The sequence below is a fragment of the Cyanobium sp. Alchichica 3B3-8F6 genome (assembly GCF_024346435.1).
GTDB lineage: Bacteria > Cyanobacteriota > Cyanobacteriia > PCC-6307 > Cyanobiaceae > Cyanobium_A.
In genome coordinates this window covers 70,551-86,972 of record NZ_JAGQCZ010000007.1, presented here as the reverse complement: position 1 = coordinate 86,972, position 16,422 = coordinate 70,551, and the positions used below count along the sequence as shown (strand labels likewise).

Sequence of the window (16,422 nt, the reverse complement as noted above, 5' to 3'; positions counted from 1 at the left end):
CCCCAGCTTTGCGCGCCCTTGGCCGTGCAGGCGGCGTGAGCGCGCAGCGCGTGACGCCAGCACGGCCAAGGGCGCGCAAAAAACCAACGGTCTGTGTGACTCCCCGCATCACAACAGGGACAGGCCGGCTGGAATTTCTACACTCCGCCAAACGGTGAGGCCTGGTTCGTGCCCTTCCCCTGGTTGAGCGCGTCGATCCTGTTCCCGATCGCCGCCGCCCTGCTCATCCCCTTCATTCCAGATGCCGGCGATGGCAAGCGTGTGCGCTGGTATGCCCTCGGCGTCGCACTGACCACCTTCCTGCTCACGGTGGGGGGCTACCTCAACGGCTACGACCCCTCGGTGGAGGGGCTGCAACTGGTGGAACGGGTGCAGTGGCTACCCAGCCTGGGTCTGGCCTGGTCGGTGGGGGCCGACGGCATCTCGATGCCGCTGATCTTGCTCACCAGCTTCATCACGGCCTTGGCGGCCCTGGCGGCCTGGCCGGTGACGTTCAAGCCGAAACTCTTCTTTTTCCTGCTGCTGGCCATGGATGGCGGCCAGATCGCGGTGTTCGCGGTGCAGGACATGCTGCTGTTCTTCCTGGCCTGGGAGCTGGAGCTGCTGCCGGTGTATCTGCTGCTGGCCATCTGGGGCGGCAAGAAGCGCCAGTACGCCGCCACCAAGTTCATCCTCTATACGGCCGGCAGCTCGCTGTTCATCCTGGTGGTGGGCCTGGCGATGGCCTTCTACGGCGGGGGCACTCCCAGCTTCGAGTACACGGTCCTGATGGCCAAGGACTTCTCGACGAAGTTCCAGCTCTTTGCCTATGCCGGCCTGCTGATCGCCTTCGGGGTGAAGCTGCCGATCGTGCCGCTGCACACCTGGCTTCCCGATGCCCACGGCGAGGCCACGGCGCCGGTGCACATGCTTCTGGCCGGCATCCTGCTCAAAATGGGCGGTTACGCCCTGCTGCGCTTCAACGTGCAGCTGCTGCCGGAAGGCCACGCCCAGTTTGCGCCGCTGCTGGTGGTGCTGGGGGTGGTGAACATCATCTATGCCGCGCTCACCTCGTTTGCCCAGCGCAACCTCAAACGCAAGATCGCCTACAGCTCGATCAGCCACATGGGCTTCGTGCTGATCGGCATCGGCAGCTTCAGTGCCCTCGGCACCAGCGGCGCCATGCTGCAGATGATCAGCCACGGCCTGATCGGGGCCAGCCTCTTCTTCCTGGTGGGCGCCACCTACGACCGCACCCACACCCTGCAGCTCGACGAGATGGGCGGCGTCGGCCAGACGATGCGCAAGATGTTTGCTCTCTGGACCATCTGCTCCCTGGCCTCCCTGGCCCTCCCAGGCATGAGCGGCTTCGTGAGCGAGCTGATGGTGTTCACCGGCTTCGTCACCAGTGAGGCCTATTCCCTCAGCTTCCGCATCGTCATGGCGGCGCTGGCGGCGGTGGGGGTGATCCTCACGCCGGTCTACCTGCTCTCGATGCTGCGGGAAATCTTCTTCGGCAAGGAAAACGCCGAGCTGGCATCCCACACCCACCTGGTGGATGCCGAACCGCGCGAGATCTACGTGGTGAGCTGCCTGCTGGTGCCGATCGTGGGCATCGGCCTCTATCCCCGGATCATGACCGACACCTACCGCGCCTCCATCGAAGCGCTGGTGCAACGGGAAACCACGGCGCTGGCCAAGGTGATCCAGCCCCCGCCGGGCGATCTGATCCGCCAGCCACTGCTGGTGGCCCCGCCCCTGCCGGCCTGACCCACCAACACCGGAGGGCGGTAACAAAACTGTGCAGATCGACGCCAGGACATGCCACCCCCGGCTGCCCTCCTTACGCTCCTGCTCAGCTCTGGAGCTCCGCGCCACCCGCCTCTCCACCGCGACGCCCCTGGGAGACCCCGCGATGAAACAGCTGAACTTCCTGCTGATCTTCAGCTTCGGCCTGGCCACGGTGATGTTCACCCTGGAAAACACGGCCCCCACCACGGTCCACTTCTTGCCCGGACTGAGCGGCACCCTGCCCTTGGCGGCGCTGCTGTTGCTGGTGGGCGGCGTCGGCGCTGCTGCCGCCTGGGTGTTTGCCGTGTGGACCGGCGTGGTGCGCAAGGTGGAAACACTGCAGAACCAGAGCGAATTTGCCGCCCAGCAGGTGCGGATCCAGGAGCTGGAAAACGACCTCCAGCGCTATCGGGCCACCGTCGATGCCCAATTAGGACTGTTGCCCGCCGCTGGCGAGAGCTCGGCTCCCAGTGATCCTGGCCAGGCTGAAGAGGCCGCCCGCAGCGAGTCGATGACGGTGTCGGTGAGCTGAAGGGCCCAGCCCAGCGCAGGCACCACCGGTAGTGGCCGGACGGCGCCGCTAGCCCGGTTCAGGCAATACCGGTAGCGTATCCATCATTCACATTGGATTGAAAGAGCGGATTGGCTGAAGGAGGCGCCAGGCTGGCCATCCGTCTGCTGCAAGACGCAGCGGAGCGGGGCGAACTCGACCCGTGGGACGTGGACGTGATCGCCGTGGTGGATGGCTTCCTCGACCAACTGCGCCAGCGCATCGAAGTGCCGCGCCTGGTGGCCGCGGCAGGGGCGAGCCGGGGCGGCAGCTACGAGCAGGATCTGGCCGAAACCAGCGAGGCCTTCCTGGCCGCTTCGGTGCTGGTGAGCCTCAAGGCCGAGGTGCTCGAGGCGGCCACCTTCCCGCCGGAACCCCTCGACGATCAGGACTTCGGCTTTGACTTCGACGCCGATGGCCAGGGCTGGCTGGTGAGCCCGGGGATGGAACTGCCGCAGCGTCCGGAACGGCACCTCTGGCGCCGCCCTGTGGCGCCCCCGCCCCTGCAGCGCCCCGTGACCCTGGGGGAGTTGATCCGCCAGCTGGAGGACATCGCCGAGCGGCTGGAGCAGGACGAGGGCCGCACCCGGCAGCGCCATCGCCCCAAGCGCTACAGCGAACGGGCCGCGATCGAACAGGTGGCCGCCCTGGCCCACCGCGAAAAACTGCCGGAAACCACCGCCGCGCTCAGCCAGTTCTTGCTCGGCTGGGAACCGGCCCATGACTGGGCTGCCTTCAACGACCTCGTGCAGGATTGGGCTGCCAACGTGGAGTCGCGGCGCGCCGATGCCGACTTAGACCGCGATCGGGTGGGCGTGTTCTGGGCCCTGCTGTTTCTCTGCCACCAGGGCAAGGTGGACCTCGACCAACAGGGTGGGCTGTTTGGGCCGCTGCGGCTCAGGCGCCTGCTTAGCGCCGGCGAAAGCCGCCAGCTGCCCCTCGTGCCAGAGATCGGGGCGGCGGAAACGCTGATGGCAGCCTGAGCAAGCCGACTAGGCTGGTTGCTCCGACCGATGTGAGCAAACGCCGATGAAGGCGATGATCCTGGCGGCCGGCAAGGGAACACGGGTGCGTCCCATCACGCACACCATTCCCAAGCCGATGATCCCCATCCTGCAGAAACCCGTGATGGAGTTTCTGCTGGAGCTGCTGCGGGAGCACGGCTTCACCGAGATCATGGTGAACGTCTCCCACCTCGCCGAGGAGATCGAAAACTACTTCCGCGATGGCCAGCGCTTCGGCGTGGAGATTGCCTACAGCTTCGAAGGTCGGATTGAAGATGGCGAGCTGATCGGCGACGCCCTGGGCTCAGCCGGAGGCCTCAAGAAGATTCAGAACTTCCAGCACTTCTTCGACGACACCTTTGTGGTGCTCTGCGGCGATGCCTTGATCGACCTGGATCTCAGCGAAGCGGTACGCCGCCACAAGGCCAAGGGAGCCATGGCCAGCCTGATCACCAAACGGGTCCCCAAAGACCAGGTGAGCAGCTACGGCGTGGTGGTCACCGACGACGACGGTCGGGTGCGCTCCTTCCAGGAAAAGCCGGCGGTGGATGAAGCCGCCAGCGACATGATCAACACCGGCATCTACATCTTTGAGCCCGAAGTGCTCGACTTTGTGCCGAGTGACCAGCCCTTCGACATCGGCTCCGACCTCTTCCCCAAGCTGGTGCAAGCAGGGGCGGCCTTCTACGCCCTGCCGATGGAGTTTGAGTGGGTGGATATCGGCAAGGTGCCCGACTATTGGCAGGCGATCCGCAGCGTGTTGCAGGGCCAGGTGCGCCAGGTGCAGATTCCGGGCAAGGAAGTGCGACCGGGGGTGTTTGCCGGCCTCAACGTGGCGGCTGACTGGGACCAGATCAAGGTGACCGGCCCCATCTATGTGGGCGGCATGACCCGCATCGAGAACGGTGCCACGATCATTGGCCCGGCGATGATCGGCCCCAACTGCCACATCTGCGAGGGAGCCACGATCGACAACTCGATCATCTTTGACTACTCGCGCATCGGAGCGGGGGTGCGGCTGGTGGAGAAGCTGGTGTTTGGCCGCTACTGCGTCGACCGCAACGGCGACCACTTCGACCTGCAGGAAGCGGCGCTCGACTGGCTGATCACCGACGTGCGCCGTCAGGACGTGGTGGCTCCTTCACCCCAGCAGAAGGCCATGGCCGAGCTGCTCGGCACCGACCTGGCCCTGAGCAACGCCAGCTAAGCAGGCTGCAGGGGGGCCAGGCCGGCCTGCTGCAGGATCGCCGGAATCTTTTCCTCGGCCTTGATGGCCATCAGGTGCACCCCCTGGGCGATCTGCAGATAGTCCGCCACCTGTTCCGCCGCAATCGCCACACCCTCAGCCGCCGGATCCGCCGCCGCAGCCAGCCTGTCGATCACGGCCTGGGGAATGTTGGCCCCTGGCACCACCCGGTTGATGAAGGCCGCATTGCGGGCCGACTTGAGCAGAAACACCCCGGCCAACACCGGCAGCTCCAAGGGGGCCGCGAGCTCGCCCACAAAGCGCTTGAGGGCTTCGGCGTCCATCACCATCTGGGTTTGCACGAAGCGCGCTCCAGCCTGCTTCTTTCGCGCCAGGCGGCTCTTGAGGCCACTCCAGCTGGGCGACTGGGGATCGGCCGCAGCACCGGCAAACAGGGCGGTGGGCCCATCGGGCAACAGTCCCTGCACCGGATCCTCGCCCGCGTTGAACTGCTGCACCAACTGCAGCAGCCGCACCGCCTCCAGCTCATTCACCGGACGGGCTCCAGGCTGATCCCCGGCCCGCACCGGATCACCGGTGAGACAGAGCACATTGCGCACACCCAGGGCATGGGCGCCCAGCAGATCGGCCTGCAGGGCAATGCGGTTGCGATCGCGGCAGGCCAGCTGCAGCACGGGCTCGATCCCCGCATCCAGCAGCAGTCGACACAGGGCCAGGCTGCTCATCCGCATCACGGCGCGGCTGCCGTCGGTGACGTTGACAGCATGCACCCAGCCCCGCAGGGCCCCAGCGGCCTCCAGGGCACGGGATGGGTCTGCGCCTCGAGGCGGCATCACCTCGGCGGTGAGGGCTGGTTCACCGCTGGCCAGGGCCTGTTGAAACAGCAAGCCAAACCGTTCTTCTCGGACCCATCATGGAACAACGCCCTGCCTACAGTGGGGTTCAGCCTGCGGCCTGGGCCAATGGATTCCGATCGCTCCACGGCTGGCTCACTGGGCCAGGGCCGCCATGACCTCTCGGAGCGGGAAATCGAAATCATCGAGCTGGTAGCCCAGGGGCTCACCAACCAGGAGATCGCCGCTACGCTCACCATCAGCAAGCGCACCGTGGACAACCACGTGAGCAACATTTTCACCAAAACCGGCGCCAAAAATCGCGTAGCCCTGCTGAATTGGGCCATGGATCACGGCAAGATCTGCCGGGATGGCTTCAATTGCTGCGCAATCGACGGCAGAAAGGCTCAGGCCAACTGACGGTTAGGCAGCCCGGGCCGCCTCCAAGGGAGTGGATCCATCATCGGCAAGCGCCGCCAGGCTGTAGCCATCAGTCCCGAGCCCGAACAACTCGGCATAGGCCAGGCAGTCGGCTTGATCACGCCCAGTAAAACGCAGCATGCCCTGGTTGTCGTAGAGACCGGTCACGCAGCGTCTTTGGAATTTCTTCGGATTTATCTTACGGCCTCAAGCAGCTCTCGCCGTTGAGCCTCAGGCCAATGGGCCAGGGGGGAGCGCGCCAGGGCCGCATTGCTGAGTTCGTGGCGGCCGGTCAGTTCACGGACGCACCAGGCAGGGGGCTCCAGCTCCACCAGGCTGCGCTCCCATGTGGCGGGCGCCAGCTCCACTTCTGCCACCACGAGCGGGGCATTCTCCGCCTCAAACACATCCAGCACCCACTCACCGCCAGGCAGATCCAGCCCGTAGCGCCACTTGCTGAGCCGCTGGGGAGCCAGGGCCAGCAGAGCCTCGGCATCGCCGGCGGGAATGGGGTACTCGAATTCGTGGCGCACCAGGCCCTCCGGCAACGCAACCGCCGCCGCGGGCAGCCCCCCTGGTCGCGCCTTGAGGGTGAGCCAGGCTCCTGCCACGGCGGGCACCCCACTGGCGCTGCGCACCCGCACGGTGACGCCATCGGCCGCCGCCACCAGGTAGCCCTGCTGCAGCCAGGCCTGCCAGCGGATGTGCTGGCGCCAGTCGTCACCCTGAACCAGAAAGCGCCGTTCGATTTCCAGGGCCATGGCACACCTCAGCAGGGGGCCTAATTGTGGGAGGGCTCGACAGCCGTAAGGCTGCCGGCCCAATGCAGCTTGTGGGTGAGGGTGCGGTAATACGACGGGCTCTGCTCCAGCAGCACCTGCAGTGCGGGATGGGGACTGCGCTCCACCACGGCCCGATCCCCCGGCTCCAGCACCGTGGCATGGGCGCCGTCTTTCCAGAGCTTCACCCGGCGGCTGGTTTCCCCCAGGGGCCACACCGAAAGCTGGGCCCGCGGCGGCACCACCACAGCGCGGCTGGAGAGGCTCATCGGGCAGATCGGATTGACCACGATCGCCTCGATACCGGGGTGGAGGATGGGCCCGCCAGCCGCCATCGAATAGCCGGTGGAGCCGGTGGGGGTGGCAATGATCAAGCCGTCGCCGCGGTATTGATCCACCACTTCGCCGTCGATCTCCAGCTCGAGCACGCAAGTGGGAGACACCTCATCGAGGCAGGGCCGAAAATAGAAATCGTTGAGGGCCAGGTGGGGGCCATCGGCCTGGTCCACCCCATCACCGCGGTCGATGTGGGCTTGCAGCATCATCCGGCGCTCAAGAGCAAACCGGTCGTTGCGCAGACGCTCCCAGAGGCTCTCCTCCTCCGACTTGCCGGCATCAGCGCTGAGGCGCAGGAAGCGGCGGTCGTGGGTCAGAAAACCCAGGTGGCCACCGACATTGAAGCTGAGGATCGGCACATCCAGGGGGGCCAAATGACGGGCGGCACCAAGCACGGTGCCATCACCGCCCAGCACCAGGGCCAGATCGGGCAGATGGGCTTCGGTGGCCAGCAGGCCGGGAAAGGGGTTGCGGGCCAGGCCACTGGAGGCCACCACCACATGCACCCCCTGGGCCGCCAGGTCTTCGGCGCAGCGCTTGGCCTGGCGATGGGCAGCCTGGCTGCCCGACCGTGAAATCAACCAGACCCTCTCAAGCCGCATCGGGGAAGGGCCGGGTTACCAACGCAGCAGATTGAAGCGCTCCATGTCAACCGTCTCCCGGTTGCGGTAGAGGGAGAGCAGGATTGCCAGACCCACAGCCGCCTCCGCCGCCGCCACGGTGATCACGAAGATGGCAAACACCTGACCGCGAATCAGCTGGCCATCGAGATAGCTGGAGAAGGCCATCAGATTGATGTTCACCGCATTGAGCATCAGCTCAATGCTCATCAACACCCGCACCGCATTGCGGCTGTTGATCAAACCCCAGACTCCCGTGCAGAACAACACGGCAGCCAGGGCCAGATAGGCCTGCAGGGGGATGGTGCTGGGAAGGGTGATCTCCATGGAGCTGGGGGGGATGAGCAGATGGGTCGGTGGGGACTGGATCAAGCAGACGGGGGATCAAACGCCCCCTCAACGGGGAGACTTTTCCAGCAGCAACGGAGTGCGCTCCTTCTCGATCAGGCCCTGATCCGCCGCTTCGCCGGTGATCACATCGCTGCTGAGCACATCGCGGCGCGCCAGCACGATCGCACCGATCATCGACATCAACAGCAGCACCGAGGCCAGCTCAAAGGGCAGCAGATAGTCGCTGAACAGGTGTTCGCCGATCCGGATGGTCGCCTCCTCACCAACCGGCTCGGGTCCAGGCAGGGCCCAGGGCGTGGTGAAGGCCACCCGGATCAGCAACACAAACAGACCACCGCAGACGGCGCCCGACAACAGACGACGCACCCCCAGGCCTGGAATGGCCGCGAGGTTTTCCTTCTTGTTCACGAGCATGATCGCGAACAGGATCAACACGTTGACAGCGCCCACATAGACGAGCACCTGGGCAGCTGCCACGAAGCTGGCATTGAGCAGCAGGTACAGACCCGCGACCGACAGAAACACCCCGCCCAGCAGAAAGGCGGAGTAGACGATGTTGGGCAGCAAAACCACCCCAAGGGCCCCGAGCACAAGCGTGGCGGAGAGGGCCACGAAACAGATCAGCTGGGTGGTGGAGGCGATGGTCATGACGCGTCTCCGCTGGGCTGGGAGGGAGCTTTGGGCTCGGCTTTCGGCAGGGTTTCGAGCACCTGCTCCGGCAGTTTGCCGGCGCGGGGGGCTGTGTCGGGCACGCCGTGGGGATCCATCACTCCCTTGGGCAGGTAGACCAACTCCCGCAATGGCACCACCGCAGGGTCGCTGGTCACGCTGGTGGGCAGACGACCCAAGGCAATGTTGTCGTAGTTGAGGCTGTGGCGGTCGAAGGTGGACAGCTCGTATTCCTCGGTCATCGATAGGCAGTTGGTGGGGCAGTACTCCACACAATTGCCGCAGAAGATGCACACCCCGAAATCGATCGAATAGTTGCGCAGCTCCTTCTTCTTGGTGGCCTTGTTCATCACCCAATCCACCACCGGCAGATTGATCGGGCAGACCCGCACACACACCTCGCAGGCGATGCACTTGTCGAATTCGTAGTGGATCCGGCCGCGGTAGCGCTCCGAGGGGATCAGCTTCTCGTAGGGGTACTGGACGGTGACCGGCCGGCGCCGTAGGTGGTCAAAGGTCACCGCCAGACCCTGGGTCATGTACTGGGCCGCACCCACAGCATCGCGGGTGTAGTCGCCGACTTTCTTGAGGAACCCAAACATGGAGCTGGCTCTGAGGGGGAATGCGGTCGGAGAGTGTCAGCCCATGATGGCTGGTCTGGAGTGGGGCCGGGCCGGAGGCCTGCCGAAACAGGGGGTCAACCGCCGAAGGCCATCGGGAAGGCGAGCTTGAGGGCCGCGGTGATCAGCAGGTTGACGAGGGCAATCGGCAGCAGAAACTTCCAGCCCAAGTCGAGCAGCTGGTCGATCCGCACCCGCGGTGTGGTCCAGCGCAGCAGGATGGCCAGAAACACCAGCAGGTAGGCCTTGAGCACGGTCATGACGATGCCCACGGAGCCGGTGATCAGCTGCACCAAGGGCGCATCGATCGGCTGACCCAGCCAACCGGCCAGCCACTCCACCGGAATCGGGAAGCCCCAGCCACCCAGGTAGAGCACCGACACCAGCAGGGCCGAGAGCACCAGGTTGATGTAGCTGCCCAGATAGAAGAGGGCGAACTTCATGCCGGAGTACTCGGTCTGGTAGCCAGCCACCAGCTCCTCTTCGGCCTCCGGTAGGTCGAAGGGAAGGCGCTCGCATTCAGCCAGGGCGCAGATCCAGAAGATCACGAAGCCCACCGGCTGGCGCCAGATGTTCCAGCTGAGGATGCCGGCCCCGGTCTGCTGGTTGACGATGTCAACGGTGCTGAGCGAGTTGCTCATCATCACCACCGCCAGCACGGCCAGGGCCAGGGGGATCTCGTAGCTGATCGACTGGGCAGCGGCTCGCAGGCCACCTAAAAGGGAGTACTTGTTGTTTGAGGCATAGCCGCTCATCAGCAGGCCGATCGGCTGAATGCTGCTGAGCGAGATCCACAGGAAAATGCCGATCCCCACGTTGCTGATCAGCAGGTGCTGCCCGAAGGGCACCACCAGCCAGCTGAGGATCACCGGGATCAGCACCAGCACTGGCCCCAGAGTGAACAGCAGGCCATCAGCCTTGGCCGGGATGATGTCTTCCTTGAAGACGAGCTTGATGCCGTCAGCGATCGGCTGCAGCACACCGAGGGCACCGGCATATTCCGGGCCGATGCGCTGCTGCACGGCGGCGGAGATCTTGCGCTCCAGCCACACGTTCACCAGCACACCCACCACAGCGGCGACCAGCACCAGCACCATCGGCAGCGGCAGCCAGAGCATGTGGGCCGCAGCCGGGCTCAGCCCTAGCCCTTGCAGGGCCTGCTCAAAGCTGGCTTCCAGATCCAGGCCTGGAGCCGTGTTGGTCAGCATGGCGGCAGCTCAGATGGGGGCAACTTAGCGGGCACCAATGGGCTGCCAGTCTCTCCCAGCCTCACCGGTATAAATCTGGGAGGGTCGATAGATGCGGTTGGCACCCAGCTGCTCCTTCCAATGGGCCAGCCAACCAGCTGTGCGGGCAATGGCGAAAATCGGCGTGAACAGGTCTTCCGGGATGCCGAGCTTGCGATACACCAGGCCTGAATAGAAGTCGACGTTGGGGAAGATGCCCTTGGGTCCCAGGCGCTGGGTGGCGGCCTCCTCGAGCTTGCGGGCCAGGTCGTACATCGGGTCGTGGCCGAAGCGATCGAACAGCTCCTCAGCCAGTTTCTGCAGGATCACGGCCCTGGGATCCTTGACCTTGTACTCACGGTGGCCGAAACCCATGATCTTCTGCTTGCCAGCGATCGCCCGATCCAGCCAGGGCTCCACCTGATCTTCCGTGCCGATGCTCTCCAGCATCTCCAGCACGTCTTCGTTGGCTCCGCCGTGCAGGGGGCCCGCCAGGGTGCCCACCGCCGAGGCCACCACGGCGTAGGGGTCGGTGAGGGTGCTGGCCGTCACCCGGGCGCTGAAGGTGCTGGCATTGAGGCTGTGCTCGGCGTGCAGGATCAGGCAGGCATCAAAGATGCGGGCCGCCAGGGGGTCGGGTTCCCGCTCCGTGAGCATGTAGAGAAAATTGGCCGCATAGGCCAGGTCGTCGCGGGGCTGGATCGGGTCCTGGCCCTTACGGATCAGCTGGAACGCCGCCACCATCGTCGGGATCTTGGCGATCAGCCGCACCACCGCCGAAACGATGTATTCGGGGTTGTCCAGAGCGCGCCTGGAATAAAAGAGCCCCAACGACGCCGCACTGCTCTGCAGGGCATCCATCGGATGTCCGCCTGAGGGGAAGCACTTCATCATGTCGCGGATGCGGAAGCTCACCCGCCGGTGCATCTGCACCTCGTGCTCAAACTCCCGCAACTGATCCGCCGTGGGCAGCTCACCCCAGATCAGCAGATAGGCCGTTTCCAGGAAGGTGCTCTGAGAGGCCAGCTCATCCACGCGGTAGCCGCGGTAGGTCAACACCCCCAGCTGGCCGTCGATGTCGCAGATCGACGACTGGGTGGCCGGCACCCCTTCCAACCCAGGGCGAAAAAGGCTCGGGGCCTGAGCTCCGCTTGCTGCCATGCGCGACGCGATCGATGCTGCGAACCTACGGCGACCGGCGCGACGACTGCCGTAGCCGCAGCAACCGAGGGCCGATCAGGGCCTCCAGGCGGGCACCAGCCGCCCCGAGCCTGATCAGCACGATGCCGGCCTTGCGGAGGGTGAGCGTGCCCGCCGGTACCCCCAGCAGGCTGGAGGCCAGGTGGCCCAGATCCGGCTCATGGCCCACCAGGCCCAACCGCCGCCAGGCGCCTGGCTGCAGCAGCGGCCGCGGATCGCCCCCTGGGGCCAGGCTGGCCTCCACCACGAAACCGGCGGCCAGGCCAGCTGCCACGCCCAGCTCCGCGGTCTGCACCGCCCGCCGCAGGGGACTGCTCAGCAGCTGATCGCAATCGAGCTGCAGCCGGTGCAGCTGCTCCGCCACCGCCGCCGTGCGGCGGATCCCCTCGGGCGTGAGGGCCCTCGCGCTATCCGGGAGGTCGGGGTGACGCTCCTCGGCCAGGCCATGGCGCCAAAGCAGCAGTTCGCGCTCAGCCAAAACCCAGGCGCGCCTTGAGGTGCACACCGGCTCCCCCGTCGGGGGGGGCATCTGGGGCCGCGGCGAGGCCGAGGCTGAGCCCCTGCACCCCCGGAGCCAGGGGATGGCCCGCCAAGCCCGAGAGCAGCTGCCAGGTGCTCCAGCGCTGCAACAGAGACCGGGCCCGCTCACCACCCATCGCCCATTGCAGCGGCGCCTGGGGCAGATCGAGAGCGGCAACTTGCTCCAGCCGCAACCGGGGAGGCTGGCGGGAGTCGCGCTGCTCCTGAAGCACCGCCAGGGTCTGCCCCCACCAAGCCAGGCGCCCCTGGCTGGAGCGGGCACCGGCCAGGCTCGCCTGGAGCTGGTCTGACTCGGCCCGCGTCGCACGACGACCGCCCTGCGGCGCCTCCAAGCGGGTCCAGACCCGAACGCTGGTGTCACCCTCCACAGGCAGGGGGGCAGCAATCAAGCCCTCAGCGGCCAGGGCCCCATCGAGCACGGCGGGATCGGGTTGGTCGGCGGCGGTGCCGAGCAACCAGCCCTGGCGGCTCTGGCTCCACAGCAGCGGGCCGGCATCGGCCGCCGCCACCTGCGCTGGCAAGGATCCCTCGGGCACCTGGAGCACCGCCGCCAGCAGCGGTTGCCAGAGCGCGGGCCAGGCCGCGGGCTGTTGCACGAGCGCCAGGCTGTCGGAAGGGGCCTGCAGGGCCTCCAGCAGGGCGGCACCGGTGGCAGCGCCTGCAGCGGGGACGGGCAGAAGAGCCTTGGGCTCAACATCCGGGCCGACCTGCAGCCAACCATCCAGCACCAGTGAGCGGCCATCGGGGCGCAGGCTGGCCACCAGCTCCTGCACGGCTCCCGGCGCCGTGAATGCAGGAGGCAGGCCCAGCCAGGACCCCAGGGCCTCCGGGCGGGCCGTGAGCAGGGCAGCACCCTGGCCCAGGCGCTGGACGGCCTGGCGGAAGCGGGGGCTGGCGGCCTGGTTGAGTTCGTCGATCTGGGACACGTCGAGGGCCTGCTCGAGCACGCCGCGGCCGGAGGCGATCAGCACCAGGTCGTCGTTGATCAGCGCGGTGGCGATCGGCACCGGCGTGGTGCCCACCAGGGCGCCGCGGCCACTGATCAGCCCCATGCCGCGGTAGCTACTGATCTGCAGATCGGTGCCGGCCAGGCTGCGGGTCTGCCAGAAGCGCTGCAGGAAGCGGCGGGCCCCATCGGCATCGCGGCTGCGCAGCGACAACAACCAACCATCGGGGGCCGCACCAGGCTCGGAGGCCAACAGGGCCAGGCCCAGTTCGCGGCCCAGCCAGGGGGCCAGCTCGCCGGGGTAATTCAGGCCTGCCGCCGCGAAGGCGCCGTCCCGCAGGCCTGCTACCGCCGCCACAGCCGCCCGCCGCTCGCGGGTGGGCGCCACCGCCCGGGCGTAGGCCACAGGTTGCTCCCCATCGGTGAGCAGGTAGAGGCTCAGCGCGGCCTGCCGGGGCACGAATCGGGCCGCCTGCGGCGGAACCAGGGCCTGATGCTGCAACTGCAACGGGGAGCGCTGCAGCACCAGCCACCAGCCGCCGGCCGCCAGGCTCAGCAACAGCAACGCTACCGCCAGCACGACCGCCAGAAACGGGCGGGCCTTCATGCGCCCCACGCAGGATGGGCCCATCTTGACCCCAACCCACCCCCCGTGCCCGAGATGCACCATCCAGACCGCCCCGAGGCCGGCACGCCGCAGACCATCCGGGCGCGCGAGCTGCAGGCCCGACTGGAGCAGGGCGAGCCGATCCAGCTGGTGGATGTGCGCGAAGACGCCGAACTGGAGTTGGCCCAACTGGCTTGCCCCGTGGTGCACCTCCCCCTGAGCCGCTCCGCCGACTGGATCGGCAACCTCCACCAGCTGCTCGACCGCGACCGCCCCGTGGCGGTGCTCTGCCATGCGGGCGTGCGCAGTTGGCACCTGGGCTGCTGGCTGATCCAGGAACACGGCTACGGCGCAGTGTGGAACGTTCAGGGGGGCATCGATGCCTGGAGCATCGAAGTGGATCCCGGCGTGCCCCGCTACTGAGACCAGCAGTGTCTGCCTACGATCGCCGCACCCCTGCAGCGTTCGCTTGCAGTCTCCGTCCCCCCGCCCCTTGCCTCTTCGGCAGCAGGAGGTGCTCCAGCTCGCCGTGCGGCACTACGTGGACACCATGGAACCGGTGGGCAGCCAAACCCTGGTGCGGCGCTTTGGGCTGCAAGCCAGTCCGGCGACAGTGCGCTCGGCGATGGGGGCCCTGGAGCAACGCGGCCTGCTCACCCAGCCCCACACCTCCGCCGGCCGGATCCCCAGCCAGCAGGGCTACCGCACCTATGTCGACCAGCTGCTGCCCGCCCCCGGCGCAGCGGCCCTGCAGCTCGAGCGAGAGCTCACCGGGCTGAGCCTGCAGTGGGCGGCCCTCGACGACCTGTTGCTGCACCTGAGCCGGCGCCTGGCCGATCTCACCGGCCTGCTCAGCCTGATCACCCGCCCCCAACGCCACCAACCCCAGCTGCAGGCGCTGCGGCTGGTGGCCAGTGGCGAGCGGTTGTTGGTGTTTCTGGTGGAGGGGGGCGCGACCGCCAGCAGCCTCAACCTGCGGCTGCCCGCCCAGGCCGTAGCCGAGCTGGCCGCCCTGGAGCGCTGGGTCAGCGCCCAGCTCCAGGGCGGGGCGATCGACTGGGGCACCTTGCCGTCCCATCTGCGCAGCAGCGGCGCCGTGCTGCGCCAGGCCTTGACCAGCCATGGGCAATCGCGGCAGCTGGAGGGTGAAAGCGCCGTCACCACTGGCCTGGCGGGCCTGCTGGCGCAACCGGAATTCAGCCAGACCCTCAGCCTGCGGCCCCTGGTGGAGCTGGTGGAGGATGCCCCCCAACAGCTCCTGCCCCAACCGGGCATCTGGATTGGCGCCGAGCATCCGCACCGGGCCCTGCATCAGTGCGCGGTGGTGCAGGCCGACTACCGCAGCGGCGATGGCGGCATCGGCCAGGTGGCCCTGGTGGGTCCGATGCGGATGGCCTATGCCACTGCCCGGGCCGCGGTGCAGTCGGTGGCCCAGGTGCTGGAACGGCTGTTGGGTTAGCCCCCCATCTGATCACCGAGCTTCTCGGCCACGGTGTTCACGTCCTTGTCGCCGCGACCCGACAGGTTGAGCACCACCTCGGTGCCGGGGGCCAGGGTGGGGCAGAGCTTCTCCAGCCAGGCGAAGGCGTGGGCCGTTTCCAGGGCCGGGATGATGCCCTCCAGGCGGCACAGAAGTTGCAGGGCCTCGAGGGCCTCCGCATCGGTGACGGCGCCGTATTCGGCGCGGCCGATGGTTTTCAGGTAGCTGTGCTCCGGGCCCACCCCGGGGTAATCGAGGCCGGCGCTGATCGAGTGGGCCTCCTGCACCTGGCCCTCCTCGTCCTGCAGCAACAGGCTCATGGCGCCGTGCAACACGCCCACCCGCCCCTCGGTGATGGTGGCGGCGTGGCGGCCGGTGGCCACACCATCGCCGGCCGCTTCCACGCCCACCAGCCGCACGGATGTGTCGGGCACGAAGGGGTGGAACAGACCCATGGCATTGGAGCCACCGCCCACGCAGGCCACCAGCACATCGGGATTGCGGCCGAAGGCCTCGTGGCACTGGCGCTTGGTTTCCTCACCGATCACGGCGTGGAAATCGCGCACCAGCATCGGGAAGGGGTGGGGGCCCGCCACCGAGCCGAGGATGTAGTGGGTGGTCTCCACGTTGGTCACCCAGTCGCGGATCGCCTCACTGGTGGCGTCCTTCAGGGTGGCGGTGCCGGCCGTCACGGGTTGCACCCTGGCCCCCAGCAGGCGCATGCGGAACACGTTGAGGGCCTGACGGCGCATGTCTTCGGCGCCCATGTACACCACGCAATCCAGGCCGAAGCGGGCGCACACGGTGGCGGTGGCCACGCCGTGCTGGCCGGCGCCGGTTTCGGCAATGATCCGCTTCTTGCCCATGCGCAGAGCCAGCAGCGCCTGCCCGAGGGCGTTGTTGATCTTGTGGGCACCGGTGTGGTTGAGGTCTTCGCGCTTCAGCCAGATGCGTGGGCCGCCCTCGGCGCGGCGGTAGTGCTCGCTGAGCCGCTCCGCTTCATAAAGAGGATTGGGCCGCCCCACATAGGTGCGCAAGAGGTGGTTGAGCCGGTCGGTGAAAGCCGGATCCTTCCAGGCCTCGGCAGCGGCCTGCTCCAGCTCCGCCAGGGCAGGGATCAGGGTTTCCGGCACGTACTGACCGCCAAACTGGCCATAGCGACCCAGGCCATTGGGGCGGGCGGCGAGCTCGAGGGCGGCGGGATCGGGGCCGGTAGCCGAAGACAGGCCGCCAGCAGACGACACGGGGGGGACGGTGCTGGTCA

19 protein-coding genes are annotated in these 16,422 nt (G+C 67.1%); 7 read left to right on the top strand and 12 right to left on the bottom strand.

From position 1 onward, the window contains the following. Window positions 1-168 precede the first annotated feature (168 nt). From KBY65_RS07515 to KBY65_RS07500, 4 genes are all read left to right on the top strand, one after another. Entirely contained in the window at window positions 169-1,749 is a 1,581-nt protein-coding gene (locus KBY65_RS07515) for an NAD(P)H-quinone oxidoreductase subunit 4 (RefSeq protein ID WP_094560738.1), read from the top strand. A 145-nt stretch (window positions 1,750-1,894) separates the two neighbouring features. Next, the gene (locus KBY65_RS07510; RefSeq protein WP_094560741.1) at window positions 1,895-2,302 is read left to right on the top strand and encodes a lipopolysaccharide assembly protein LapA domain-containing protein; all 408 of its coding nucleotides are present in this window, start codon (window positions 1,895-1,897) and stop codon (window positions 2,300-2,302) included. Window positions 2,303-2,412: 110 nt separating this feature from the next. After that, window positions 2,413-3,303: a segregation/condensation protein A gene (locus KBY65_RS07505; protein ID WP_094560743.1), complete on the top strand. Its 891-nt coding sequence runs from the start codon at window positions 2,413-2,415 to the stop codon at window positions 3,301-3,303. Window positions 3,304-3,349: 46 nt separating this feature from the next. Further along, complete coding sequence (locus KBY65_RS07500; protein ID WP_094560745.1) at window positions 3,350-4,531, top strand: NDP-sugar synthase; 1,182 nt, start codon at window positions 3,350-3,352, stop codon at window positions 4,529-4,531. On the opposite strand, the gene KBY65_RS07495 is transcribed toward KBY65_RS07500, so the two are convergent. After that, complete coding sequence (locus KBY65_RS07495) at window positions 4,528-5,364, bottom strand: methylenetetrahydrofolate reductase (RefSeq protein WP_233128626.1); 837 nt, start codon at window positions 5,362-5,364, stop codon at window positions 4,528-4,530. The two genes, KBY65_RS07500 and KBY65_RS07495, sit on opposite strands and share 4 nt — an antisense overlap. A gap of 129 nt (window positions 5,365-5,493) precedes the next feature. Between KBY65_RS07495 and KBY65_RS07490 the strand changes: the two genes are divergently transcribed. Then, window positions 5,494-5,784, top strand: coding sequence for a helix-turn-helix domain-containing protein (locus tag KBY65_RS07490; protein WP_255001068.1), 291 nt, complete (start codon window positions 5,494-5,496; stop codon window positions 5,782-5,784). Between the two features lie 3 nt (window positions 5,785-5,787). On the opposite strand, the gene KBY65_RS07485 is transcribed toward KBY65_RS07490, so the two are convergent. From KBY65_RS07485 to KBY65_RS07440, 10 genes are all read right to left on the bottom strand, one after another. Beyond that, the gene (locus KBY65_RS07485; protein ID WP_255001067.1) at window positions 5,788-5,952 is read right to left on the bottom strand and encodes a hypothetical protein; all 165 of its coding nucleotides are present in this window, start codon (window positions 5,950-5,952) and stop codon (window positions 5,788-5,790) included. Window positions 5,953-5,978: 26 nt separating this feature from the next. Continuing rightward, window positions 5,979-6,545: a CYTH domain-containing protein gene (locus KBY65_RS07480; protein ID WP_094560751.1), complete on the bottom strand. Its 567-nt coding sequence runs from the start codon at window positions 6,543-6,545 to the stop codon at window positions 5,979-5,981. A 20-nt stretch (window positions 6,546-6,565) separates the two neighbouring features. After that, window positions 6,566-7,501, bottom strand: coding sequence for an NAD(+) kinase (locus tag KBY65_RS07475; protein WP_094560753.1), 936 nt, complete (start codon window positions 7,499-7,501; stop codon window positions 6,566-6,568). A gap of 15 nt (window positions 7,502-7,516) precedes the next feature. Then, on the bottom strand, window positions 7,517-7,846 hold the full coding sequence (gene nuoK, locus KBY65_RS07470; RefSeq protein ID WP_094560755.1) for an NADH-quinone oxidoreductase subunit NuoK: 330 nt from the start codon (window positions 7,844-7,846) through the stop codon (window positions 7,517-7,519). A 69-nt stretch (window positions 7,847-7,915) separates the two neighbouring features. After that, a complete protein-coding gene (locus KBY65_RS07465; protein ID WP_094560757.1) occupies window positions 7,916-8,518 on the bottom strand; it encodes an NADH-quinone oxidoreductase subunit J in 603 nt (200 codons plus the stop codon). Further along, window positions 8,515-9,141 (bottom strand): NAD(P)H-quinone oxidoreductase subunit I, encoded by a 627-nt coding sequence (ndhI, locus tag KBY65_RS07460; protein ID WP_094560759.1) that lies wholly within the window; start codon window positions 9,139-9,141, stop codon window positions 8,515-8,517. Before ndhI ends, KBY65_RS07465 begins: the two co-directional genes overlap by 4 nt. Before the next feature lie 95 nt (window positions 9,142-9,236). Then, window positions 9,237-10,367, bottom strand: coding sequence for an NADH-quinone oxidoreductase subunit NuoH (nuoH, locus tag KBY65_RS07455; protein ID WP_094560761.1), 1,131 nt, complete (start codon window positions 10,365-10,367; stop codon window positions 9,237-9,239). A 24-nt stretch (window positions 10,368-10,391) separates the two neighbouring features. Further along, window positions 10,392-11,546, bottom strand: a complete 1,155-nt coding sequence (locus tag KBY65_RS07450; protein ID WP_255001064.1) for a citrate synthase — start codon at window positions 11,544-11,546, stop codon at window positions 10,392-10,394. 25 nt (window positions 11,547-11,571) lie between these two features. Further along, a complete protein-coding gene (locus KBY65_RS07445) occupies window positions 11,572-12,063 on the bottom strand; it encodes a SixA phosphatase family protein (RefSeq protein WP_255001061.1) in 492 nt (163 codons plus the stop codon). Beyond that, window positions 12,056-13,678: a DUF3352 domain-containing protein gene (locus tag KBY65_RS07440; RefSeq protein ID WP_255001060.1), complete on the bottom strand. Its 1,623-nt coding sequence runs from the start codon at window positions 13,676-13,678 to the stop codon at window positions 12,056-12,058. The genes KBY65_RS07445 and KBY65_RS07440 overlap by 8 nt, the downstream gene beginning before the upstream one ends. Before the next feature lie 54 nt (window positions 13,679-13,732). Here KBY65_RS07440 and KBY65_RS07435 point away from each other — a divergent pair, with 54 nt between their 5' ends. Both KBY65_RS07435 and KBY65_RS07430 read left to right on the top strand, forming a co-directional pair. Next, window positions 13,733-14,101 (top strand): rhodanese-like domain-containing protein, encoded by a 369-nt coding sequence (locus tag KBY65_RS07435; protein ID WP_094560912.1) that lies wholly within the window; start codon window positions 13,733-13,735, stop codon window positions 14,099-14,101. Window positions 14,102-14,228: 127 nt separating this feature from the next. Then, entirely contained in the window at window positions 14,229-15,137 is a 909-nt protein-coding gene (locus tag KBY65_RS07430; RefSeq protein ID WP_233128627.1) for an HrcA family transcriptional regulator, read from the top strand. On the opposite strand, the gene trpB is transcribed toward KBY65_RS07430, so the two are convergent. After that, window positions 15,134-16,384: a tryptophan synthase subunit beta gene (trpB, locus tag KBY65_RS07425; protein WP_094560914.1), complete on the bottom strand. Its 1,251-nt coding sequence runs from the start codon at window positions 16,382-16,384 to the stop codon at window positions 15,134-15,136. The genes KBY65_RS07430 and trpB overlap by 4 nt on opposite strands. Window positions 16,385-16,422 lie beyond the last annotated feature (38 nt).